Below are 24,952 nucleotides of genomic sequence, written 5' to 3'. Positions count from 1 at the left end.
AATGAAACTGAATGAATTCAACAATGCTTTTCAAACTGAACAGCAATGTCTTGCATATATAGCAAATTTGAAAGAAAACAAATGTATTAGGTGTTTTAATTTTAATTTGAATACTTCTGATTTAAAAAGAATGAGATGTTTAAAATGTAATCAAACATTTAGCATTCTCACAGGCACCATATTTTCAAGGTCACAAACATCTTTAACATCTTGGTTTTATCTTATCTTTAGATGAATAAACACCAAACATGGAATTCCATCAACAGATATTGCAAAAGAATTGGGAGTGACTTTGAAAACTGCTTGAAGAATGACTCATAAAATCAGAACACGTATTGCAAAACAAAAACCTCAATTTATTGTTGAAGGTACAGTGCAAATTGATGAAATGTATCTTTCACATATGGGTTTTAAAAAACAAGGAAGATCCTTGGTGAATAAAACCTTGATTGTTGGCATTTATCAAAAAACAACCAATAATTTAATTGTGAAAGTATTGAAAAACGCAAAGAGTAAAAATCTTTTGCAGTTTGCAAAAAACCACATTTCTTCAAAATGTCTTGTATATACTGATTATTGAAAAGGATATTGCGATTTTAAATCAGTTTTCACTAAGCATGAAACAGTTAACCATCAAGATGGCTATGTTTCAAAAATTGGTGTAAATACCAACCAAATTGAATCAGTTTGAAAACATATAAGAAGAACATTTAAAACACATATCAAAGTTTCAAAACATCATGTTCATTTATATGCTAAAGAGGCTGCATATAAATTCAACAAGATACCTAGTTTTGAAACTGTAATTCTATGTTTGATTTAAAAATGTGGGGAGAAGTCCGTAGATAGGCTTTTCTCAGCATTTATGTGATAAAATTAAAATAGTACATAAAGGGAGAAAAGCCTAAATTAATATTAGTTAAGTTTATTTCTTGTTTGTCAGTTATTAAAATTAAATCATAATTACCAGCACCAAATATCCCACTAATTTCAATCCGATTTAAATTATTAATTGGATTTTTAATTTGCAATTCAAATTCATTTTTATTATCAATTTGTAATATTTCTTCATAAAATTCTAATTTAGAAAATAATTGTGATTTATTTGAGCCATATAAATTTAAAAAATTTTCAATTTTATTATTACTAATAATTGCTCTTGTAAAATATTTTCCATATTCGCCATTACCTAATGTTCAATCAGCAGGAATTAATGAAGGTATATTATTGCTTTCTAATTCATTTGTAATAGATAATCAGTTAAATTGATTATCATCAAGTTTAAATAATTCATTTTGACTGATATCATTATTTTTTAATTTAATATTATTTATATCTGTAAAATCAAAATATTCAGATTTTAGTATTACTTTTACATCTTTATATTTTCAACTATCATCATTATTAGAATGTATAGGATTTGATTTTAATTCAAAATAATAAGGTAATAAAATTTTATTATCATCATTTAGACCTTTATTTATTGATAATGTTGAATAAATATACTTTGATAACATAATAAATACTTGTTTAAATATTTTAACTTGTTGCAAATTTATGTAATTTGGATAATCTAATTCTCATTGTTTAAATAAGTTAGTAATAACTTCATCAGGTTTTTGACCTGAGAATTTATCACGTAATTTTGCTATTTCATTTGTTGGTTTACCCTTATCATCATAATCTGCACCATCAAAATTTCTATTATAATTATATGTATAACTTAGCATATCTAATAATAACTGTTGTAAACTATCATTAGTTGGTGCATCTTTAATTTCTATTTCAATGTCATCAAATTTATTATTAGTTGCAACATATTGATAAAATTGACTTTCACCTACAAAATCTCAAACTTCTTTATCCTTTAATTATTTTTGACTTTTTAATGGTCACTTACCACCTAAAACATTACTAAACTCATATCCTAATCAAGCATGAGTTATTCTTGCATTATTAATAACTTCTCTTCTGGTTACAGAACCACTACTAATTTTAATTAAGTCTAAAACTGATTTTTTTTGTCCAATAAATTGTTTTGCTAATTTTCAAGGTAAGATTTGTTCACTAAATCATTGTTGTAATATTCTAACTTTTGGTTGAGTTTCAATAGGCATTGATAATAACGGAAATGCTATCTTATCTTTAACAAATAACTTTGGGTATACTTCCATATTATCAACTTCACCAAGTACCTTTATATTGCCAAAAATCATGCTTCTAGGAGCTTTAATTTTTAAACCAGTTACTTTGGTATCTTTATCTAATGGTTTTTGTAATTTAATAATTATAGGATAACCATCTCTTGTTTTAAAATCTTTAATTTTAATAATAGTTATACTTTTAGTACTTCTAGATTTTGGATTTTGATAAGGTTGTGAATAATTATTAATTATATATAAATTATCAATATTATTTTCAGTTAAAGGTTCATTAATAGATACAGCATATAATTTAAATTGATTTAATAAATTTATTTCTTGGAATATTAAATTAGGCTTTTCTCCCTTTATGTACTATTTTAATTTTATCACATAAATGCTGAGAAAAGCCTATCTACGGACTTCTCCCCACATTTTTAAATCAAACATAGAATTACAGTTTCAAAACTAGGTATCTTGTTGAATTTATATGCAGCTTCTTTAGCATATAAATGAACATGATGTTTTGCAACTTTGATATGTGTTTTAAATGTTCTTCTTATATGTTTTCAAACTGATTCAATTTGGTTGGTATTTACACCAATTTTTGAAACATAGCCATCTTGATGGTTAACTGTTTCATGCTTAGTGAAAACTGATTTAAAATCGCAATATCATTTTCAAGAATCAGTATATACAAGACATTTTGAAGAAATGTGGTTTTTTGCAAACTGCAAAAGATTTTTACTCTTTGCGTTTTTCAAGACTTTCACAATTAAATTATTGGTTGTTTTTTGATAAATGCCAACAATCAAGGTTTTATTCACCAAGGATCTTCCTTGTTTTTTAAAACCCATATGTGAAAGATACATTTCATCAATTTGCACTGTACCTTCAACAATAAATTGAGGTTTTTGTTTTGCAATACGTGTTCTGATTTTATGAGTCATTCTTCAAGCAGTTTTCAAAGTCACTCCCAATTCTTTTGCAATATCTGTTGATGGAATTCCATGTTTGGTGTTTATTCATCTAAAGATAAGATAAAACCAAGATGTTAAAGATGTTTGTGACCTTGAAAATATGGTGCCTGTGAGAATGCTAAATGTTTGATTACATTTTAAACATCTCATTCTTTTTAAATCAGAAGTATTCAAATTAAAACTAAAACACCTAATACATTTGTTTTCTTTCAAATTTGCTATATATGCAAGACATTGCTGTTCAGTTTGAAAAGCATTGTTGAATTCATTCAGTTTCATTATTCCCTCCACAAGTACATGTGGGGAGAAGTCCGTTAAATTATTAATATCAGTCATACTATATTCAATAGTATTATCATTAATATTAGTACTTGCTCTTTGATTTAACTGCATAGTAAAATCAGATGTTTCAGCAGCAGTAGTTTTTAATACTTTATCAATATCAATAAAACCAATTTTAATAGTATTTGCTGAAAATCTTAAACTATTATTTTCATTATTTTTAAATAAACGCTCAATTTCATAAATATAAATTGTTCTTTTTTTAAATTCATCGTATGCTCTATTAATATCGGGGTCACTAGTTGCTCTCATCATATTAGTAAAGTCATAAGGAATATTATCTATTAAATAATCATTTTCTACTTCTGCTTGATTTAATTTAGTTTGTTTCTGTGGAAACTTCGTTTGTGGTTTGTTGTTGTTTTCCATTGTTTTCTCCTATTAATTGGTTATTTTCGGGATTAAATAATTTTAATTTAACTGTTAAGTTATTAATTTCTTGTTCATCATTAATATTAAATGTTTTACTATTTAATAAATCTTTATCTATACGTACTAATATTTGAATAAATTTAAGAATATCAATATTAAATTGTCATAATTTTTGTTCAATATAATTAATAGTTGAAATATTTACTGCTGTACTTTCGGGAACTGATTGTTGTGCTGATTTCTTTTGACTTGGTATATGAATACCACAACGTTTAAATATTTCATTAACATTTCAATCATATATATCAGTTAAATTTTTACCTTTAAAATTACTATTTGTCATATTGATATTTTCGTTTTGTTCATTATTATCTCCACCGCTTTTAAATATGTAATTTTTAGTAACTAATGTTCTTACTGCGTCTTCTATTAAAGATTGAACATTGCCATAAGTTTGACTAAATATAAATTTAGGTGAGTTTAAAATAGTATCTAAAACAATTTGTTCATAAATAACATCTAATGCTTTAATTTTATCCATTACTTTATTACAATCTGCTAGCTCATTTGCTTTATTTCTCATAATTGCTATTGGTATATAGTTAATATTTAGTGTTTGTTCTTGTGCTAAATTAGGGTTATTAATGAATGATTTAAAATCTAATGGAAATTGTTTTTTATTATCACTAATACTATAAATTGCACGATTAATAGTTATTTGTTCATTATTTAATGTATAAACTTCAAATAATCTTACCATTTGTGCATTTTGTTCATAACTATGGAATGGCAACCCTTTTTAGGACTATTTTTTGGTAGACATTTGTTTTTGATAATTAACTGGAGTTAAGTAGTTTAAAGTGCCGTGAATTCTTATGTTGTTATATCAATTGATGTAATCAAATAATTCTAATTTTAATTGGATTAATGATGTAAAATTTTTATCATTAATAAATTCGGTTTTGAAAGTTTTAAAGGTTGCTTCAGCAACAGCGTTATCATAAGGACAACCTTTTTTGCTTAAAGAGCGATTAATATTGAATGCTAGTAAAAGTTTATCAATAATTTTATTATTAAATTCATTACCGCGATCACTATGAAATATTTGAATATCTTTTAAACAGCGATTTGAGTGCATAAATGCTTGATATACTAATGATGCATCTTTTTTAGTACCTACACTATGTCCAATTATTTCGCGGTTAAATAGGTCAATTAATAAACAAATATAGTTTCACTTACCATTTACTTGAACATAAGTTAAATCACTAACAATAACTTCATTTTTAACTCTATTATTAAAGTTTCTATTAACAAGATTGGTTATTTGACTATCATTGACTTTATTATGATAATTTTTGAATGATAATTTAGTGTATTTTGATATTAAATTATGTTTATTCATAATTTCTTTAATTTTTCGTCTTGATAAATAAATTTCTTGGTTTTCTAGAATGACTTTTAATCTTCTAGTACCATAAACTTCTTTATTTTTTTTAAAAGCACTAATAACAGCTTGTTCATAAATATTATTTTGAATTTTATTTTTTTTCTTTAAATTAAAATAATATGTTGATTTAGAGAGTTTTAAAAAATGACACATTGTGCGAATTTTATATTTAGATTTATTATTTGCAATAATCTCTACTTTCTGCCTATTATTAGTGCTGCTTGCTTTAAAATATCATTTTCCATTCTTAATTGTTTTAATTCTTTTCTTAATTTAATTAATTCATTTTCTTCAACAGAACGATTATCTTTAGTTTTAAAACTACCTGAATTAGTAAATTGCTTAATTCAATTGTAAGTAGCTGCTCTTGTAACATTATATTCTTTAACAAGGCAAGATACTGATTTGCCACTTTGATATAAAGCTACTATTTGTTTTTTAAATTCATCGGTATATGAGTTAATATTGGCCATAATTATAGTTCCTTTCTTTGTTCACTTGTCTATGTAATTAGTGTCCAATAAAGTGTAACCCATCCAATGACTAGAAAGAGTGAGTTACAGATGGCTAAAAAAGATAACTTTAATAATAATGATCAAATATCAAAAGCAGTAGATTTATTACTAGAAAATACTGAAGATTTAACAACAGTTTTTAAACCTGGCGGTTTATATAAAGAATTAACAAAAAGATTAGTTGAAAAAATGTTGAATTCTGAAATGCAAAATTATTTAGGATATGAAAAAAATCAACATAGTACTACTGAAAATGCTCGTAATGGTACAAGTTCAAAAAAATTAATAACTCAACAAGGTAAAATTGAAATTGATGTACCAAGAGATCGCAATAGTAATTTTACTCCTGTAATAGTTCCTAAAAGGCAAAGAAGATTTGATGGTTTTGATCAACAAGTTCTTTCCTTGTATGCAAAAGGAATGACATTATCTGACATTAGAATGCAGTTGCAAGAGTTATATCATGGTGCTGATATTAGTGAAAGTGTTATTAGTCAAATTACTGATGATGTTATTGATGATGTTAAAGCATGACAAAATCGACCATTAGAAAGTATTTATCCTATTGTTTATTTTGATTGTATAGTAGTTAAAGTAAGACAAGATAAACGGATTATTAACAAATCAGTTTATATAGCATTAGGAGTTGATTTAGAAGGCAAAAAAGATGTTTTAGGATTATGAATTAGTGAAAATGAAGGTTCTAAGTTTTGATTATCTAATTTCACAGAAATGAAAAATCGTGGCTTAAATGATATTCTTATTGCTTGTAGTGATAATTTAACAGGCATGTCAGAAGCAATACAATCAGTTTATCCTAAAACAGAACATCAATTATGCATTGTTCATCAAATTAGAAATAGTTTAAAATATGTTTCATACAAACATCGAAAAGGTCTAGTTGCAGATTTAAAACCAATTTATAGTGCATGTAGTGAAGAACAAGCAATGCAAGCTTTAGAATCGTTTGAAAGTAAATGAAATAAACAATATCCTCAAATTACTAAATCTTGATATAAAAATTGAGATAATTTAATGGTTTTTATTAGTTATCCAGTAGAAATCAAAAGAGTGATTTATACTAAAAATGCTATTTAATCTGTTAATAGTCAATTACGAAAAATCATCAGAAATAAAAAAGTTTTTCCTAATGATATGGCAGTTTTCAAAATATTTTACTTGGCAATTGAAAATATAACAAAAAAATGAACATTGCCTATTCAAAATTGAAATACAGCAATTGCTCATTTTATGATAAAATTTGAAGACAGAATTAATATAAATTAGTAACTTTGTAAAACAAAGATACACAGATTATTAAAAAGCCTCTACTATTGCGATCTCTTGGTACATCAATTTCAATTTTACCTTGTTTAGTTATTAATTTTTTTGAACTTGTACCATTACGAGCATTTTCAGTAGTACTATGTTGATTTTTTTCATATCCTAAATAATTTTGCATTTCAGAATTCAACATTTTTTCAACTAATCTTTTTGTTAATTCTTTATATAAACCGCCAGGTTTAAAAACTGTTGTTAAATCTTCAGTATTTTCTAGTAATAAATCTACTGCTTTTGATATTGGATCATTATTATTAAAGTTATCTTTTTTAGCCATCTGTAACTCACTCTTTCTAGTCATTTAATTATATTTACTAGAATTAATTAAACATAGTTATTTTTGTAAGTTACACAGATTACTAAACATTTCCTAAATTTCATTAACAACTGTTAAAATCATAGGTAACTTACCAGTTTCTTTTTTAATATAATCTTGTAAATCATTTTTCATTTTAGTCTTAACTTCACTAAGACTAAAAGCAGTATTAGTTTTATATTTTTCAATAACATTAATAATAATGTTTTGCAATTTTTTCAACATTTCTTCATTATTAGTTAAATAAACAACACCACGCATTTGTGCATCAATTAAAGAAACAATTTCCTTAGTTTTACGATTTATTGTCACTCCTGTAATTAAAATACCATCACGTTGTAATTGTTTTCTTTCACTAATAACAATTGAACCAATATCACCAACACCAATACCATCTACATATACATCACCAGTTTTTATTAAGTTATCTGTTGTTTTATTAGTAGCATTTTTATCATTAAAACGAGAAGGACGTGCAACATACTGTTTAACAAAATTATCAATTAATTTACCATTTTCAAAAGTAATAACTTCACCATTATCATGAATTAAAGCATTGTTATGTAACACACCAGCATCAATGGCTGCTGCTTGTGCTGCTACAAAATCTTTATATAAACCTTTAACTGGTAAAAAATATTTTGGTTCAATAATATTAACCATTAACTTAATATCTTCATAAGAAGCATTTAAACTTCAAGCTTGTTTTTCTGATATATTAATAACTTTAACATCAGTACGTGCTAAGTCATCTAATAAGGCTGCATGAGCCAATTCATTTCCTGGAATTGGTGGAGTTGCTAAAATTATTGTATCTTGCGATTCAAGTTTTAAATAATCATCATTACCAATAGCAATTTTATTCATTCTAGTAAATAAACGTTCACCACTACCAGTAACAATAATTACTGTATCTTTAGTACCAATTGTTTGTGCTAAATTAATAATTTGTGATTTATCAATATTGAAAGCGTTTAAATCATTAACTTTTAATAAAATATCATATAAAGTTGCACCATAAACTGCAATTTTACGTTTAGAGTCAGTTTCTTTAATAGCATTAAGAATTTCACTAACACGATATAAATCTTGATCATAACATGCAAGAATAACCCTTCCTGGTGCTTCTTTTAATACTGGTTCAATAATAGTTTGAATTTTATGCTTAGGAGCTGTAAAAGCTTTTCTATTGGCACATGTTGCTTCACTAATTAATAATAAAACATCATTTTTAGAAACACTAGCTAAATGTTGAATATCAGTAGTAAAATCACTACGATGTTCACCATCAAAAATATAATCACCCGTATAAACAATTGTTTCATTTAATTTAATATTTTCACCATTATTTACAGTTAAAACAAAACCTAAACTACCTGGAATTGAAGTAGTTGTTTTAAATGTTTTAACAACAACATTACCAAACGATACTTTTTGTTCAGGCTCAATAGTTTTAATTATAATTTCATTTTGATTAATAAAACGAAAACGTTCTAATTTCTGCTTAATCATAAAATCAGTTAATTTACTAGTAAAGATTGGAACTTTATACTCGGGTTTTATTTTATTAAAATCTTTTAAAATATAAGGTAGTGCTCCAAAAGCATCATCAGATGGTTTTGAAATAAATATACCTTGAATACGATGTTTATTTTCTTTTAAATATGTATAATCTGGAATAATAATATCAATTCCTAAAATTTCTCTTTCTGGGAGTCTAATGCCGGCATCAAATACAAATATCTTATCATTTACTTCAACAACATATAAGTTTTTACCACGTTCATCTAATCCACCCAGAGCAAATACTTTTATCTTTGCCATGTTTTCACCAGTTTTCAACTTTCTTTATTTTTATTTTATAAAATTTAATATCTTAGAATAACATAAAAATTAAAATTTTAACTTAAATTCCCAAGATGCTGCTATATTATGTTATTAGTATTTTAACACTAATTTAATAATAAAACTGTAATTAATTTTCATTAAAAATAGTTTCAAATTATTTATCAATAATTTCTAAGCTAAGCTTACTATTATCTTCAACTTTAATTACTCGAACTTTAATTATATCATTGATTTTAACGACATTATTTAAATTATCAATACGTTTATTAAATTTTTTTGAAAATTCTGAAATATGAATTAAACCATCAATCTTATTTTGTAAATTAACAAAAACACCAAAATTAACAATTTTTACAACTTTACTATCAAATTCAGAACCGATTTTAATTTGAACAGGATTAACAATACTTTCAATAATTTGTCAAGCTTTATCAATGGCTGATTGTTCATTATGATAAATCATCAATCGTCCATCATCTTCAATATCAATTTTAACATTATCACAGTCGGTAATAATTTTATTAATAACTTTCCCACCAACACCAATAATATCACGAATTTTATCAATTGGAATTAACTTTTGAATAATTTTTGGAGCATTAGGTGCCAATGTAGTTCTAGGCTTTTTAATTACTTCATTCATGTTTGCTAATACTTGTAATCTCGCAACTCTGGCTTTTTCCAAAGCTTGTGTAATAATATTAAAATCAATACCAGTAATTTTAATATCCATTTGTAAAGCACAAATACCATTGGCTGTTCCTGCCACTTTAAAATCCATATCACCTAAGTGATCTTCTAATCCTTGAATATCAGTTAAAATTGTAAAATCTTTTTCTTCTTTAATTAAACCCATGGCAATACCAGCAATTGCAGCTCTAATTGGTACGCCACCAGCCATTAATGCCATTGATGAAGCACAAATTGCTGCTTGTGAAGTTGAACCATTTGATGCTAATACTTCTGATACTAATCTAATTGTATAAGGGAAATCTTTTTCAAGAGGAATAATTTGTAATAATGCTTTTTCACCAAGGGCGCCATGACCAATCTCACGTCGTGAAGGAACACCCATTCTTTCGGTTTCACCAACAGAAAATGGAGGAAAATTATAATGATGAATAAAACGTTTATACTCTTCTTTACCTAATCCATCAATAATTTGATGTTCAGCAAGTGCACCCAACGTTAAAACTGATAAAACTTGTGTTTCACCACGAGTAAACATTGCACTACCATGAACAATAGGTAAAACATCAATCATACTTGTTAATTTTCTAATATCATCAGCTTTTCGTCCATCAACTCGTACATTATTTTTTAAAATCATAGTACGCATTGCTTTTTGTAATAATTGATCAATACTTTTGCGTAAATTATGAATAGTTGTTTCTTCACCAATATTTAAAACTTCTTGATTAAATTCATTTTTAAAACTTTGAAATGTTTCTTCAACTAAATTTTTAATCAAGTTGCTTCGACTTTTTTTATCAACAGTAGTACTAATTTTACTAATTTGTGATTGACAATTTGTTTCTACAAATTGTTCAATATTAACAGGAATTAATGCTAACTGTGGCTCAAATTTATTTGGTTTTAATTTTTCAATGATACTTTCTTGAAAAATTATTAATTTAATAATATGTTCATGTGCAAATTTTAATGCTTTAATCATATCTTTTTCTAAAATATCATGACATCCTGCTTCAACCATATTGATGGCATCTTTTGTTCCACCAACAATTAATTCCATTTTTGAATTTAATAATTGCTCTTGTGTTGGATTAAGGACAAGTTCATCATTTATTTTACCAACAACAACAGTAGCACTAGGACCCTGAAATGGCAAACTACTTAATCCTAAAGCAAGTGAAGTCCCAAAAGCTGCATTTACTCTAACATCACAAGCATCATCTAACGCAAAAACATTATTTACAACTTGCACTTCATTAACAAAACCTTTTGGAAATAATGGACGAATTGAACGATCAATTAATCTAGCACATAGTGTTGCATATTCACTAGGTCGACCTTCACGCTTTAAAAAACCACCCGGAATCTTACCAACTGAATATAACTTTTCTTGAAAAACTATTTGTAATGGAAAAAAATCTTGATTATTAATAACTTCATTATAAGATACAGTTGTTAATACAACTGTATTTCCATAAGTAATTTTTACTGATTTTTCTGCTAAATTAGCCATTGTACCTAATTCAACAATTAATTCATATTTTCCTTCTTTAAAAAGGAATTTTTCTTTTAACATTATTTTACTCCTTAACTTCCATTTTTTGTCGCAACTATGAGCATTATAGCATAATAAAATGTTAAAATAAGTTATAGAACAATTTTATTTTAGGAGGTCATAACTTATGTTTAAACATAAAATACAAAATGAAATTTCAATTTCAAATAAAGACTTTGATAAAATTAAAAATAAAGCTTTAATTATTGATGTTCGTGATGTTGCTGAATATCAAATTTTAAAAAAAATAACAAATGATAATGGTGAACTTAATATTGTTAATATTCCTTACTATGATTTGATTAAAAATCCTAGTAAATATATTGAAAGCAAAAATCAAGTGATTATAACTATTTGTAATGCAGGAAATCGTTCAACTGCTGCTGCACTAACACTCAGAGAATTGGGCTATACTAACAATTATGTTTTAATTAATGGTATTTATGGATATTACAAAAAATAACTTATTTCTCATTATTTAATTTAATAAGATCATTAATAGCAATACTTAAATTATTACAATAAGTTCCTAGGACTAAACTAACACTATCGTCTTGGTCTAAAATACCACGATTTTTAATTTTTTTAAGATTATTAAAATTAATTTTTGAATGATCAATAATCTCTACCTTAATTTTATTTGCTGTTGCTGTTGTCCCTTTAATATTATCAATTCCTCCTAAATCAACAATAAAATTTTGTAATTTAAATGGGAATTTTTGTGGTTTATTAATGGGTTTTAAACTACTTTCTTGTTGATTGCGTAATTTTTTAGCTATACTAACATTTCATATTCAAATCCCAATACTAGCCACAGCAAATAACAATGCAATAACTAATAATACTATTTGTCAAATTGGCATGATTACCTTCCTTAATTAATATATTTTTAAATATTTTCTTAATCTTCTTGAATAAAAGCTTTTTTTACTTTAGCAAGTAAAGAATGATGATTAAGTCGATATTCTAAAACTTGTAACGTTAATTTTGATAATTTAATTGTTACCTTATCATTTAGTTTATCATTAAAATCAAAAGTATCAACAATTAATTTTCCAAAATCGCTCAATTTACTATCTTTTTGAATATTTTTCAAAGTAATTTCATGATTTTCATCCAAAATTAGTGGTGAATTTAAACTGCGATAACTATTATTAGCTACTGGAGCAATTTCATGAAATTGCATTAAGTTATGATTTGAAATTAAAACAGCACCACCAAGTGATTTCATTAAACCCGTCGAACCAGTTCTTGTTGCAATAACTAAACCAGAACCACGAAAGTTTTCAAATAATTGATTATTAATTAACACTTGACATGAAAGAGTTGTTGTTAAATTAACAAATTTAACTTCATTAATAGCATATAAAATCTTATTATTAATATTTACTTCTAATAATGAAAATTTATTTACTATTAAATTATTATCATTTTTATCAATTCACATTAATACTTTGTCAACTTCTGTGTTTAAAAAGTTTTCATAAAAACCAAGACTACCACATTTAAAACTAACAAACTTAACAGTATTGAGTATATTATTATAATCATGAACAGCTTTTAAAAATGTTCCATCACCACCAATAATAAAAACAATATCTGGAAAAGAAGTATCTTCAAGTGCTTTAAGGGCCAATAACTTGGCCCTTAATTCCTTAGCTAATGATTGAGAATTCTCATATTTATTAGCAATAATTGTAAATTTATAATTTTTCATCATGTATTCCAATCATATTTCAATTAAAATATTTCACAAGAATCTTCAAATTCGTTTTCAATAGAACCACGTAAAAATAATTCAATCTCATCTTCATTATAACCAATTTGAATACGTTGTTTATTTTCTTGAACAATAATTGGACGTTTTAAAACAGTTGGTGAAGTTTTAATTAAATCAAAAACTTGTAACATTGTTAACTTTTCAATATTAATAGCATGTGTTTTAATAAACTTTGCTCTTGTTGAAATAATATCACCAACACCATTTGGTACAAATTTTAATAATAATTTAATTTCAGTATCGGTCAATGGATTATGGATAATATTACGTTTAATATATGGAATTTTATGCTTATCAAAAAATTGAATAACTTTTTTTGAAGACAAACAACTTGGCGAAACATATATTTTAATCATGACAATACCCCTCTTTGCTTTTAGACTACATTTGATTTAAATACTCTTTTTTTAAAATTAATATTTTTTTATCTTTTAAAGATAAAAGTTAATAAACTCTACATTACTATAATAATATATATTTCCACACTATCTTTGACCAAACTTAGAAAATAAGTACATGAAAGACCTTTTCCGCTATATCCTTCACCCACATATTATATCATATTATTTTTTGAAAAATAGATACTTTTATTCCTTAAATTTTATAAAAAAATTTAACATATATTTTACTGTCAAATTTAATTTTATAATTTGAATTATAATATAATGAAATTATAAAATTAAATTTTCTTTATTTTAAAGTAAATAATTAAAAATAAATAATTTTTATGCGTAAAAAACAAGGAGTTAACTAAACATGCCTATTCAAAATAATAACAGTAAATATTTTAAAGAATTTATAATTGGAACTATAATTAGTTCCACCGGAATATTATTAACTGATCTTAGTTTATCAACTATTTTATTTTTTTTATGATAATACAAGAAATGGAAAATCAATAAAAGATAAATTAAATACTATTTTAAATCCAAATAATTTAGTAGTATGCATAATGGGTTCTGTATCTTTAATTCATAGTTTAAACATAACACAATTTGGTAATAAAAAAGGCTTTTCTCCCTTTATGTACTATTTTAATTTTATCACATAAATGCTGAGAAAAGACTATCTACGGACTTCTCCCCACATTTTTAAATCAAACATAGAATTACAGTTTCAAAACTAGGTATCTTGTTGAATTTATATGCAGCTTCTTTAGCATATAAATGAACATGATGTTTTGCAACTTTGATATGTGTTTTAAATGTTCTTCTTATATGTTTTCAAACTGATTCAATTTGGTTGGTATTTACACCAATTTTTGAAACATAGCCATCTTGATGGTTAACTGTTTCATGCTTGGTGAAAACTGATTTAAAATCGCAATATCCTTTTCAAGAATCAGTATATACAAGACATTTTGAAGAAATGTGGTTTTTTGCAAAATGCAAAAGATTTTTACTCTTTGCGTTTTTCAATACTTTCACAATTAAATTATTGGTTGTTTTTTGATAAATGCCAACAATCAAGGTTTTATTCACCAAGGATCTTCCTTGTTTTTTAAAACCCATATGTGAAAGATACATTTCATCAATTTGCACTGTACCTTCAACAATAAATTGAGGTTTTTGTTTTGCAATACGTGTTCTGATTTTATGAGTCATTCTTCAAGCAGTTTTCAAAGTCACTCCCAATTCTTTTGCAATATCTGTTGATGGAATTCCATGTTTGGTGTTTATTCATCTAAAGATAAGATAAAACCAAGATGTTAAAGATGTTTGTGACCTTGAAAATATGGTGCCTGTGAGAATGCTAAATGTTTGATTACATTTTAAACATCTCATTCTTTTTAAATCAGAAGTATTCAAATTAAAAATAAAACACCTAATACATTTGTTTTCTTTCAAATTTGCTATATATGCAAGACATTGCTGTTCAGTTTGAAAAGCATTGTTGAATTCATTCAGTTTCATTATTCCCTCCACAAGTACATGTGGGGAGAAGTCCGATAAAAAAATAACAAATGCCACTAATGGATTAATAGAAAATATGCTAGTATCATTTTCAAAATCTAAAAAAACAACTCCTTTATTAGCAAATAATGATGTAACGAACATCAATAACTTTCAATTACAAAACCCAGTCAATAATATAAATAATAAAGTAACAATTAATACTTTATAAATATTTATCTTGGCTTTTCTCAGCATTTATGTGATAAAATTAAAATAGTACATAAAGGGAGAAAAGCCATTTTTAATTCACTTTCTCTTACTATTACTGTTTCTATATTTTTATCAAGTTTATCTAAACTAATGGCATTTAATGAATTTAATTTATCACTTTTTTCTTTTTGAAGTATTTCTAAATCAGTTAATGGTTGCGTATTTTCAATTGAAATATTTTTTAATTTTTCTCTTTGTTGTTTAATTTTTAGTATTGTATTTTCTAATAAAAATTTTTTTTGACTATTAGTTACTTTTAAATCTTCTATTTCTTTAGTATTATTCTTTTTGCTTAATTGTGCTTTTAATACTAGTCAATTTTCCTTTAATATATTTGTCTCTTTTTTATGTTTTAATATTTCATCAGACAAATCTTTTTTTTGTTTTATTTTACTTTCATTTGTCATTCGTAAATCAGCAATTTCTTTATTTATATTACTTCGATTAACAAATTATTTATCTAATTTTTTTTGAACACTTTTGTAACTACAAAAAATGCCAAAAGTTAATATTGCAATAACACGACGTCAATTACTATCTCTTCAATCTTGTAAAAGTAAAAGATTCTGAAAAATATTTTCTGAATCTTTTACTTTTAAATTAATATCTTTATCATTACTTTCAATTTCTTCTTCTAAACGAGAAATTGAATTAGTTTTTGCATCTATCTTGTCATTTAATGTTTTAATATTTAAATTTATTTCATCTATTTTTGTGATTAATTGTTATTTAGAAGTTTCATTATCATTAAAAATAGATTGTATTTGACCGTTATTTACATCAATCTCTGTTGTTAATTGTTCCTTGTTTTTTTCTAATCTTTCAATTTCTAATTCAATTTCTGATTTTTGTTTTATTAATGCAATTAACTTTTCTAAACTTTGTAATTCCACTTTCAATTCTTCTTTTTTTAAAATTTCTTTTTTTAAATTTAATATTTTAGTTTTTTCTTCTTGTAATTTTGTCATATTTTCTTTTAATGCTTTTAAACTACCATTAAAAAAAGATGATTCTTGAATTATTTTTGGCTTTTCTCCCTTTATGTACTATTTTAATTTTATCACATAAATGCTGAGAAAAGCCTATCTACGGACTTCTCCCCACATTTTTAAATCAAACATAGAATTACAGTTTCAAAACTAGGTATCTTGTTGAATTTATATGCAGCTTCTTTAGCATATAAATGAACATGATGTTTTGCAACTTTGATATGTGTTTTAAATGTTCTTCTTATATGTTTTCAAACTGATTCAATTTGGTTGGTATTTACACCAATTTTTGAAACATAGCCATCTTGATGGTTAACTGTTTCATGCTTAGTGAAAACTGATTTAAAATCGCAATATCCTTTTCAAGAATCAGTATATACAAGACATTTTGAAGAAATGTGGTTTTTTGCAAACTGCAAAAGATTTTTACTCTTTGCGTTTTTCAATACTTTCACAATTAAATTATTGGTTGTTTTTTGATAAATGCCAACAATCAAGGTTTTATTCACCAAGGATCTTCCTTGTTTTTTAAAACCCATATGTGAAAGATACATTTCATCAATTTGCACTCTACCTTCAACAATAAATTGAGGTTTTTGTTTTGCAATACGTGTTCTGATTTTATGAGTCATTCTTCAAGCAGTTTTCAAAGTCACTCCCAATTCTTTTGCAATATCTGTTGATGGAATTCCATGTTTGGTGTTTATTCATCTAAAGATAAGATAAAACCAAGATGTTAAAGATGTTTGTGACCTTGAAAATATGGTGCCTGTGAGAATGCTAAATGTTTGATTACATTTTAAACATCTCATTCTTTTTAAATCAGAAGTATTCAAATTAAAACTAAAACACCTAATACATTTGTTTTCTTTCAAATTTGCTATATATGCAAGACATTGCTGTTCAGTTTGAAAAGCATTGTTGAATTCATTCAGTTTCATTATTCCCTCCACAAGTACATGTGGGGAGAAGTCCGTTATTTTTTTTAAATTAAATAATTAATTTCTAATTCTTTCTAAGGTTCTTCTGTTATCTACTCTGTCTAGATTTCTGTTTTTTATATCTTTACTAGTTTCTTTACTTTCAACTTCTAAAGTATATATATATTCATTAACTGCTTTTAATTTATCAGTCATCTGATTAACATATTGTTCAATAAATGTTTTTTTATCTTCACTATCTTTGATATTTCTTAATTGACTTTCAGCTTTCTTCAATATATCTTCTAGTTGTTTTCTTTCAAATTCAAAACTTGCTTGTTTTTCAGCAATATTTTGTTTCTTGATTTCTAATTCCTCGAGTTTTAACCCAAGAGTTTGAAGATATTCTTTCACATTGTTTCGATCTTTTATTTTCTTTAAATATTTTTGTAAATCATCCTTATATTTTTCTTCTCCAAATAACATAAAAAAACTCCTTTATAAAGTAAAAAACCCATTAATCTTAAAAAATAAAAGCTATGAGTCAAAAACTATTTTTAATTTATGTTTTTATTATATCAAAATCAAACAAATTTTAATATAATTAATTGAATTATTTAACTTTATCATTGATAATTAATTATGGCTTTTCTCCCTTTATGTACTATTTTAATTTTATCACATAAATGCTGAGAAAAGCCTATCTACGGACTTCTCCCCACATTTTTAAATCAAACATAGAATTACAGTTTCAAAACTAGGTATCTTGTTGAATTTATATGCAGCTTCTTTAGCATATAAATGAACATGATGTTTTGCAACTTTGATATGTGTTTTAAATGTTCTTCTTATATGTTTTCAAACTGATTCAATTTGGTTGGTATTTACACCAATTTTTGAAACATAGCCATCTTGATGGTTAACTGTTTCATGCTTAGTGAAAACTGATTTAAAATCGCAATATCCTTTTCAAGAATCAGTATATACAAGACATTTTGAAGAAATGTGGTTTTTTGCAAACTGCAAAAGATTTTTACTCTTTGCGTTTTTCAATACTTTCACAATTAAATTATTGGTTGTTTTTTGATAAATGCCAACAATCAAGGTTTTATTCACCAAGGATCTTCCTTTTTTTTTAAAACCCATATGTGAAAGATACATTTCATCAATTTGCACTGTACCTTCAACAATAAATTGAGGTTTTTGTTTTGCAATACGTGTTCTGATTTTATGAGTCATTCTTCAAGCAGTTTTCAAAGTCACTCCCAATTCTTTTGCAATATCTGTTGATGGAATTCCATGTTTGGTGTTTATTCATCTAAAGATAAGATAAAACCAAGATGTTAAAGATGTTTGTGACCTTGAAAATATGGTGCCTGTGAGAATGCTAAATGTTTGATTACATTTTAAACATCTCATTCTTTTTAAATCAGAAGTATTCAAATTAAAATTAAAACACCTAATACATTTGTTTTCTTTCAAATTTGCTATATATGCAAGACATTGCTGTTCAGTTTGAAAAGCATTGTTGAATTCATTCAGTTTCATTATTCCCTCCACAAGTACATGTGGGGAGAAGTCCGTTAATTATATTAAAAAAATAATTTGGAGGAAGCAAAATATATGGCTCGTATTATATCCGGAATAACTAGCACTGGAAAATTAACTCTTGGTAACTACTTGGGAGCAATTAATAATTTTTTAAAATTGCAAGAAGAACATGAACTCTTAATATTTGTTGCAAATTTACATGGATTAACACTACCAATAAAAGCACAAGAATTAAGAGATAATATTAAAGATATTGCCGCTTGATATTTTGCTGCTGGTATTATACCAAATAAATCTCATATTTTTATTCAATCTGATGTTTTAGCCCATAGTCAATTAGGATATATATTATTATGTAATAGTTATGTCGGTGAATTAGAACGAATGACACAATTTAAAGATAAAAGTCAAAAAATGACAAATCAACAAAATAAAACGATTAGTATTCCAACAGGTATTCTTACATATCCAGCATTAATGGCTGCTGATATTTTACTATATGACGCTGATTTTGTGCCAGTTGGTGTTGATCAAACTCAACATTTAGAATTGACAAAAACTTTAGCAACAAGAATGAATAACAATTATAAAACTGATTTATTCAAAATTCCTAAAATCATTATTGATAAACAAGCACAGAAAATTATGAGTTTACAAGAACCTGAAAAAAAAATGTCAAAATCTGATACTAATCTAAAAAATACTATTTTTTTAAGCGATAGCAAACAAGAAGTTGCCAATAAAATTAAAAAAGCAGTTACTGATTCAGAAAATATTATTAAATTTGATCCAGAACATAAGCCTGGAGTTAGTAATTTATTAACTATTTATGCTAGCATTACTAAAAAAGATATCAAAACTTGTGAACAATACTTCAGCAATCACAATTATGGTTTTTTAAAAGAAGAAGTAATTAAAGTAATAAATGATTTATTAGAACCAATGCAAAAAAAACACCAAGAATTTATTAACGAAAAATCATCACAATTAGCAACATATTTAGAAGAAGGTGCAAATTTTGCTAATAATATTGCTACTAAAAAATTAAACTTTGTTCAAGACACAATGGGTATTAATTTTATCGAGAAAGAAAGATAGGAGGAAGAGATAATGTCTTTATACAATAAAAAACAAAAACATTTAATCCTAGTTGATTTAGATGGTACTCTATTAAAAAGTGGTGGTCGAGAAATTCATATTAATACTAAAAAAGCACTAATTGATTCTCAAAAACAAGGTCATATTGTTTGTATTGTCACTGGTCGACCTTATCGTGGATCAATTAAATTTTATCGTGAATTAGGTCTTAATACATTACTATGCAATTTTAATGGTGGCCATATTCATGATCCAAAAATCAAAAAATTCAAACGATTAGTTTTTCCAATTTCTGAAACAATTGTTAAACATATTTTAAATGAATACTATATTTTTCAACAAATTGAAAACGCGGTTATTGAATATTACAACAAAGCAGTATGTTGAAAAAAAGATGATTTCTTTGAAACTTATTTTCATTTAGATACTATTGAGAATGATACTTTTACAATTAGTAAATTAATTCGTGATTGAAAAGGGAGCGCTAATGCCATTTTAATTGAATTTAAAGAAAATACTAATCTTGATCAAGTATATCGTGACTTAGAAAAATATTCAAACTCAATTAAGGTAAATACTTGAAATCGCTATGATAATAATAAACTAATCTTTGAAATTTCAAGTAAATTTATTGATAAAGGAATGACAGCTCGCATTTTGGCTCAATATTATAATGTTGATATTAGAGATGTTATTGCTTATGGTGATGAAATTAATGATAAAGAAATGTTGATGGAAGTTGGCTATGGTGTAGCAATGAAAAATGGTAATATTGTTATTAAAAGTATTGCCAATGATATTACTACTAAAACTAATGATGAGGGTGGAGTTGGTGATCATTTAGCAAAATTATTAAATCTTTATGAAGAAAGTGAAATTTATATTTAATAGGAATGAAAATATATTAACTATTATTTCTATATTTGTAATATGATATAGTTTTTAAAAATTAATATAAGTTTTTAACCTATTTACTTTATTTTTAAAGTAAATAGGTTTTTATTTAAAAAAGTTTTTTATAAATTTAATATACTAAAATAAAAAAACCTATTGTTTTATTTTTTAAAACAATAGGGCATTAATTTCTACTAAATATAAATATTTTAATACTATTAATACAAAAAAACTATAAAACTTCTAAAGGCAAGAAGTCAAAAATTTCTGGGTGATTGGCACAAAACTTTAATTCCGAATCATTTTTTTGTTCTTCAATTTTAATTTTTAATTCATTTAATTGCTTTTTTATTTTAAGTAATTGAGCAGATGCTGGTGGTTGTTTATCTCATTCATCAAATAATATTTTACCTGTTTTAAAAAGTTTTTCATACTGACATTTTAAACAACTTTTTTGCTGTGATTCATGATCATGGATATTTTTGTCAAACATAAAATTACCTACTTTCCTCAATTCTTTTATTTAAATTTACGGACTTCTCCCCACATGTACTTGTGGAGGGAATAATGAAACTGAATGAATTCAACAATGCTTTTCAAACTGAACAGCAATGTCTTGCATATATAGCAAATTTGAAAGAAAACAAATGTATTAGGTGTTTTAGTTTTAATTTGAATACTTCTGATTTAAAAAGAATGAGATGTTTAAAATGTAATCAAACATTTAGCATTCTCAAAGGCACCATATTTTCAAGGTCACAAACATCTTTAACATCTTGGTTTTATCTTATCTTTAGATGAATAAACACCAAACATGGAATTCCATCAACAGATATTGCAAAAGAATTGGGAGTGACTTTGAAAACTGCTTGAAGAATGACTCATAAAATCAGAACACGTATTGCAAAACAAAAACCTCAATTTATTGTTGAAGGTACAGTGCAAATTGATGAAATGTATCTTTCACATATGGGTTTTAAAAAACAAGGAAGATCCTTGGTGAATAAAACCTTGATTGTTGGCATTTATCAAAAAACAACCAATAATTTAATTGTGAAAGTATTGAAAAACGCAAAGAGTAAAAATCTTTTGCAGTTTGCAAAAAACCACATTTCTTCAAAATGTCTTGTATATACTGATTCTTGAAAAGGATATTGCGATTTTAAATCAGTTTTCACTAAGCATGAAACAGTTAACCATCAAGATGGCTATGTTTCAAAAATTGGTGTAAATACCAACCAAATTGAATCAGTTTGAAAACATATAAGAAGAACATTTAAAACACATATCAAAGTTGCAAAACATCATGTTCATTTATATGCTAAAGAAGCTGCATATAAATTCAACAAGATACCTAGTTTTGAAACTGTAATTCTATGTTTGATTTAAAAATGTGGGGAGAAGTCCGTAGATAGGCTTTTCTCAGCATTTATGTGATAAAATTAAAATAGTACATAAAGGGAGAAAAGCCTAAATTTATTATACCAAATAATAAAAAAGGAGAAATAATTCTCCTTTTTAACTAGTAAAATGCTATAAAACCGTTGGTAAATAATGTAAGAAAAAACTATTTTCTAATTCTCATCCTCAATCACGCTGATTCTGGGGCGTTAAAATTCACCTAGCAAAACTTTCGGCAAAAAATTCATCATCAAGATTTATATTATATTTACCATTAAATCAGGCACTACGACCATAATTACTATTAACTGTTATTAAACCAAATAATAATTTTTGCTTAATATTAGTTAATTTTGCTTGTTGACCTAAATAATCAATTAAATATCAAGTACGATCATAAATTTGTTTGTTATCATTGTTAACGGTTAGTTTATGAGAAACTGATGTCATATTAGTATTAATATCACTATAACTGCTATCTGGTCACTTTCAATTAGCATTAAATGAATTTCTTTCATCAGCACTTAAACCAATAAAATTACTTAAAGCATGACCATATTCGTGAGTTGTAACACTAATTATTTGATCTGAAGATCAAAATCCCTCTTGAAATTGTTGATCAATTAAATTAATATTTGCAAATTCAGGACCATAACCCATACGTTGATTATCAGCTTTTGAATTAAAAGCAGTTCATGCTACTGTGCTATCACTTACAGCAACTGGTGCTACTTTTTGAATTAGTTTAATAACAGTGTTTTTATGAAAAACTTTACCAAAAATATTATAAAAACGTAATTGTTGTTGCTCTGCTAATTGTAATTGTTCATTATTTAAACCAGCTTTTTTATACATTTCAACTCAATTAACATCAATGGTTTTACCACCAATTTTAGTATGAGTTAAATCATATTGTAAACTATCATAATTACTTCAAATTACATCACTTTTATTATTATCATACAAGTTATTAAATTCATCAATACTTTCTTTACTTGCCATTTGATGTATTTTATATTCATATTTTTTTACCATCTTTGCATCTTCTGGTGAAAGTTTTCATTTTAATAAACTAGCATTAGCATCATGCTTATTTAAATAGACATAATGATCACTGTCTGGAGAAAACGTTAACATTAAACCATTAACTGTTACAAGATTTAATGCTGTAATCATAGTTACTAATTTAATACCTTTTTTCATAATTAACCTCCCCTTCATATCATAATTATAATTATGATTTTACATTGTAGCATTTAAATAAAAATACTGCACTAACTATTCTCATTTATTTTTAATTTTTTTATTAGTAAAAATTTCAACTTCAAAAACAGCAAATTCTTTGCGAACCTTTATAACTTTAAATGAAAAATTTCGAAATTTTAAAAGTGGGCTATTTTTCCTTACTTTCTTTACTTTTGTTTTAAACATATATCATTCTTGGACAGTTTGTTTATTATAATTTGGAGGTTTTCTTTTTAAATAACGTTTAAATAATACTTCAAGTTTTGAAGAACCATCAACACGAAACTTATGTGTTCCTATTTCTTGTATCAATCCAATTTCATCAGTTTCATCATAAATTTCACCAACTAATTCTTCAAGAATATCTTCAAGTGTAATAATACCATTAAAATCTTTTTTATCTTTATTATTGCAGACAATAGCCATATGCATTCTTTCGGTTTGTAAAATTTCCAATGCTTCATTTAACTTAATACGCTTAGAAATAAAAATTGCTGGTAACATTAATTGTAATAAATCTGGATTTTCATTTTCTAACATATTAATAATAAATTCTTTAATATTTAAAATACCAATTACATTTTGATTAACATGATCTAAAACAGGAATTCTACTATATTTTTCTTCTAAATATAGATGTTTAATAACTTTAGGTGGCGTATCATCATAAATATATTTAATTTTACTTTTGGGATGCATAGCTTGAAAAACTGATTTTTCATCAAATTTAATTGCAGATTCAATTAAATCACGTTCTGCTTTTTCAAGAACTCCTTCTCTTTCAATTATTGAAATCAGTTCAATAAGTTCTTGTTCAGAACTTGTTGGTTTTTTACTTTTAAATTGAAATAAAGTAACAATAAAAGTTATTGGATAAAAAATAATATTAAGAATATACAAAATATATGCATAATTTAAAGCTATTGTCTCAGGATGTAATTTTGCAACACTTTTAGGTATAATTTCACCAATAATTAAAACAACAATCGCCGAAACTAAAGTTGATATTAAAGGACCATAAGTAGGAGAAACATGAAAAGAATCAATAAATAATATGGTACTTAAAGTACCAATTCCAACATTAATTACTGTGTTACCAAGTAAAATTGTTGTTAAAGTTACATTATAATTTTTAACTAACTTAAATACAATATTAGCACGACGACTTTTCTTACTACGTAATTTACCAATAGATTTAATTCTTATAACATTTAAAGAAGTTAATGATGTTTCAGCAGATGAATAAAAACCACTTAAAAATAATAAAATTAGCAATATTATTAAATAAATATACCAATTACTGTCCATATAGAAAAAAAACTACTCCTTTTGATTTTTATATTGTTATTAAGATTA

The 24,952-nt window shown here is 25.4% G+C and carries 26 protein-coding genes and 2 pseudogenes; 8 read left to right on the top strand and 20 right to left on the bottom strand.

All coding sequences use genetic code 4. From position 1 onward, the window contains the following. The first annotated feature begins 1 nt into the window (after position 1). Positions 2–823, top strand: a complete 822-nt coding sequence (locus AACL02_RS07540) for an IS1595 family transposase (RefSeq protein WP_339040592.1) — start codon at positions 2–4, stop codon at positions 821–823. Between the two features lie 40 nt (positions 824–863). Here the strand turns inward: AACL02_RS07540 and AACL02_RS07535 are convergent, their stop codons facing one another. The 3 genes from AACL02_RS07535 to AACL02_RS07525 all read right to left on the bottom strand — a co-directional run bounded on the left by AACL02_RS07535 (position 864) and on the right by AACL02_RS07525 (position 3,400). Beyond that, positions 864–1,730: a hypothetical protein gene (locus AACL02_RS07535; protein ID WP_339040590.1), complete on the bottom strand. Its 867-nt coding sequence runs from the start codon at positions 1,728–1,730 to the stop codon at positions 864–866. A 141-nt stretch (positions 1,731–1,871) separates the two neighbouring features. Further along, the gene (locus AACL02_RS07530) at positions 1,872–2,174 is read right to left on the bottom strand and encodes a hypothetical protein (RefSeq protein ID WP_339040588.1); all 303 of its coding nucleotides are present in this window, start codon (positions 2,172–2,174) and stop codon (positions 1,872–1,874) included. A gap of 404 nt (positions 2,175–2,578) precedes the next feature. After that, a complete protein-coding gene (locus tag AACL02_RS07525; protein ID WP_339040586.1) occupies positions 2,579–3,400 on the bottom strand; it encodes an IS1595 family transposase in 822 nt (273 codons plus the stop codon). Here AACL02_RS07525 and AACL02_RS07520 point away from each other — a divergent pair. Further along, on the top strand, positions 3,381–3,647 hold the full coding sequence (locus AACL02_RS07520; protein ID WP_339040584.1) for a hypothetical protein: 267 nt from the start codon (positions 3,381–3,383) through the stop codon (positions 3,645–3,647). The genes AACL02_RS07525 and AACL02_RS07520 overlap by 20 nt on opposite strands. A 135-nt stretch (positions 3,648–3,782) precedes the next feature. Here the strand turns inward: AACL02_RS07520 and AACL02_RS07515 are convergent, their stop codons facing one another. Together AACL02_RS07515 and AACL02_RS07510 are read right to left on the bottom strand one after the other, a co-directional pair. Beyond that, entirely contained in the window at positions 3,783–4,628 is an 846-nt protein-coding gene (locus AACL02_RS07515; protein ID WP_339040582.1) for a hypothetical protein, read from the bottom strand. A gap of 12 nt (positions 4,629–4,640) precedes the next feature. Continuing rightward, a protein-coding gene (locus tag AACL02_RS07510) for an IS3 family transposase (protein ID WP_422397815.1) occupies positions 4,641–5,758 on the bottom strand; the annotation gives its coding sequence in 2 pieces (ribosomal slippage) (positions 4,641–5,488 and positions 5,488–5,758; 1,119 coding nt in all). A gap of 90 nt (positions 5,759–5,848) precedes the next feature. Between AACL02_RS07510 and AACL02_RS07505 the strand changes: the two are divergent. Further along, positions 5,849–7,087: pseudogene (locus AACL02_RS07505) on the top strand (IS256 family transposase). A gap of 43 nt (positions 7,088–7,130) precedes the next feature. Here the strand turns inward: AACL02_RS07505 and AACL02_RS07500 are convergent. The 3 genes and pseudogenes from AACL02_RS07500 to AACL02_RS07490 all read right to left on the bottom strand — a co-directional run. Further along, a pseudogene (locus tag AACL02_RS07500) lies at positions 7,131–7,418 on the bottom strand (transposase); the annotation flags it as partial. A gap of 93 nt (positions 7,419–7,511) precedes the next feature. Then, complete coding sequence (locus AACL02_RS07495; protein ID WP_281749168.1) at positions 7,512–9,299, bottom strand: ribonuclease J; 1,788 nt, start codon at positions 9,297–9,299, stop codon at positions 7,512–7,514. Positions 9,300–9,459: 160 nt separating this feature from the next. Beyond that, positions 9,460–11,574: a polyribonucleotide nucleotidyltransferase gene (locus tag AACL02_RS07490; RefSeq protein WP_339040576.1), complete on the bottom strand. Its 2,115-nt coding sequence runs from the start codon at positions 11,572–11,574 to the stop codon at positions 9,460–9,462. A gap of 106 nt (positions 11,575–11,680) precedes the next feature. On the opposite strand from AACL02_RS07490, the gene AACL02_RS07485 reads away from it, so the two are divergent. Next, positions 11,681–12,016, top strand: a complete 336-nt coding sequence (locus AACL02_RS07485; RefSeq protein ID WP_339040574.1) for a rhodanese-like domain-containing protein — start codon at positions 11,681–11,683, stop codon at positions 12,014–12,016. Position 12,017: 1 nt separating this feature from the next. On the opposite strand, the gene AACL02_RS07480 is transcribed toward AACL02_RS07485, so the two are convergent. The 4 genes from AACL02_RS07480 to AACL02_RS07465 all read right to left on the bottom strand — a co-directional run bounded on the left by AACL02_RS07480 (position 12,018) and on the right by AACL02_RS07465 (position 15,246). After that, positions 12,018–12,416, bottom strand: coding sequence for a hypothetical protein (locus AACL02_RS07480; RefSeq protein ID WP_339040572.1), 399 nt, complete (start codon positions 12,414–12,416; stop codon positions 12,018–12,020). A gap of 38 nt (positions 12,417–12,454) precedes the next feature. Then, entirely contained in the window at positions 12,455–13,270 is an 816-nt protein-coding gene (locus AACL02_RS07475) for an NAD(+)/NADH kinase (protein WP_339040569.1), read from the bottom strand. 23 nt (positions 13,271–13,293) lie between these two features. Beyond that, complete coding sequence (locus tag AACL02_RS07470; RefSeq protein ID WP_281749173.1) at positions 13,294–13,689, bottom strand: Spx/MgsR family RNA polymerase-binding regulatory protein; 396 nt, start codon at positions 13,687–13,689, stop codon at positions 13,294–13,296. 735 nt (positions 13,690–14,424) lie between these two features. Next, on the bottom strand, positions 14,425–15,246 hold the full coding sequence (locus AACL02_RS07465) for an IS1595 family transposase (protein WP_339040567.1): 822 nt from the start codon (positions 15,244–15,246) through the stop codon (positions 14,425–14,427). Between AACL02_RS07465 and AACL02_RS07460 the strand changes: the two genes are divergently transcribed. Then, on the top strand, positions 15,227–15,457 hold the full coding sequence (locus tag AACL02_RS07460; protein WP_339040565.1) for a hypothetical protein: 231 nt from the start codon (positions 15,227–15,229) through the stop codon (positions 15,455–15,457). The genes AACL02_RS07465 and AACL02_RS07460 overlap by 20 nt on opposite strands. Positions 15,458–15,461: 4 nt before the next feature. On the opposite strand, the gene AACL02_RS07455 is transcribed toward AACL02_RS07460, so the two are convergent. The 5 genes from AACL02_RS07455 to AACL02_RS07435 all read right to left on the bottom strand — a co-directional run bounded on the left by AACL02_RS07455 (position 15,462) and on the right by AACL02_RS07435 (position 18,949). Then, positions 15,462–15,905 carry a hypothetical protein gene (locus AACL02_RS07455; protein WP_339040563.1) on the bottom strand — a complete coding sequence of 148 codons (444 nt, stop codon included), beginning with the start codon at positions 15,903–15,905 and terminating at the stop codon, positions 15,462–15,464. Between the two features lie 318 nt (positions 15,906–16,223). Beyond that, on the bottom strand, positions 16,224–16,466 hold the full coding sequence (locus AACL02_RS07450; RefSeq protein WP_339040561.1) for a hypothetical protein: 243 nt from the start codon (positions 16,464–16,466) through the stop codon (positions 16,224–16,226). A 140-nt stretch (positions 16,467–16,606) separates the two neighbouring features. Further along, the gene (locus tag AACL02_RS07445) at positions 16,607–17,422 is read right to left on the bottom strand and encodes an IS1595 family transposase (protein ID WP_339043671.1); all 816 of its coding nucleotides are present in this window, start codon (positions 17,420–17,422) and stop codon (positions 16,607–16,609) included. Positions 17,423–17,485: 63 nt separating this feature from the next. Beyond that, complete coding sequence (locus AACL02_RS07440) at positions 17,486–17,893, bottom strand: hypothetical protein (RefSeq protein WP_339040559.1); 408 nt, start codon at positions 17,891–17,893, stop codon at positions 17,486–17,488. Between the two features lie 240 nt (positions 17,894–18,133). Next, positions 18,134–18,949, bottom strand: coding sequence for an IS1595 family transposase (locus AACL02_RS07435; RefSeq protein ID WP_339043669.1), 816 nt, complete (start codon positions 18,947–18,949; stop codon positions 18,134–18,136). Between the two features lie 81 nt (positions 18,950–19,030). On the opposite strand from AACL02_RS07435, the gene trpS reads away from it, so the two are divergent. Beyond that, positions 19,031–20,056, top strand: a complete 1,026-nt coding sequence (trpS, locus tag AACL02_RS07430; RefSeq protein ID WP_339040557.1) for a tryptophan--tRNA ligase — start codon at positions 19,031–19,033, stop codon at positions 20,054–20,056. Positions 20,057–20,068: 12 nt separating this feature from the next. Continuing rightward, positions 20,069–20,944: a Cof-type HAD-IIB family hydrolase gene (locus AACL02_RS07425; protein ID WP_339040555.1), complete on the top strand. Its 876-nt coding sequence runs from the start codon at positions 20,069–20,071 to the stop codon at positions 20,942–20,944. Positions 20,945–21,182: 238 nt separating this feature from the next. Here AACL02_RS07425 and AACL02_RS07420 read toward each other — a convergent pair whose 3' ends face one another. Beyond that, positions 21,183–21,443 (bottom strand): hypothetical protein, encoded by a 261-nt coding sequence (locus AACL02_RS07420; RefSeq protein WP_339040552.1) that lies wholly within the window; start codon positions 21,441–21,443, stop codon positions 21,183–21,185. Between the two features lie 203 nt (positions 21,444–21,646). On the opposite strand from AACL02_RS07420, the gene AACL02_RS07415 reads away from it, so the two are divergent. Beyond that, a complete protein-coding gene (locus AACL02_RS07415) occupies positions 21,647–22,339 on the top strand; it encodes an IS1595 family transposase (RefSeq protein ID WP_339043667.1) in 693 nt (230 codons plus the stop codon). 144 nt (positions 22,340–22,483) lie between these two features. Here AACL02_RS07415 and AACL02_RS07410 read toward each other — a convergent pair whose 3' ends face one another. Together AACL02_RS07410 and AACL02_RS07405 are read right to left on the bottom strand one after the other, a co-directional pair. Beyond that, positions 22,484–23,554 carry a hypothetical protein gene (locus AACL02_RS07410; protein WP_339040550.1) on the bottom strand — a complete coding sequence of 357 codons (1,071 nt, stop codon included), beginning with the start codon at positions 23,552–23,554 and terminating at the stop codon, positions 22,484–22,486. 75 nt (positions 23,555–23,629) lie between these two features. Then, the gene (locus AACL02_RS07405) at positions 23,630–24,904 is read right to left on the bottom strand and encodes a hemolysin family protein (protein WP_339040548.1); all 1,275 of its coding nucleotides are present in this window, start codon (positions 24,902–24,904) and stop codon (positions 23,630–23,632) included. Between the last annotated feature and the right edge of the window lie 48 nt (positions 24,905–24,952).

The sequence above is a fragment of the Spiroplasma endosymbiont of Apeira syringaria genome (genome assembly GCF_964020205.1).
Classification (GTDB): Bacteria; Bacillota_I; Bacilli_A; order Mycoplasmatales; family VBWQ01; genus Spiroplasma_E; species Spiroplasma_E ixodetis_A.
The sequence above is the reverse complement of the archived record's forward strand: the minus strand, read 5'-3'. Positions and strand labels throughout refer to the sequence as shown.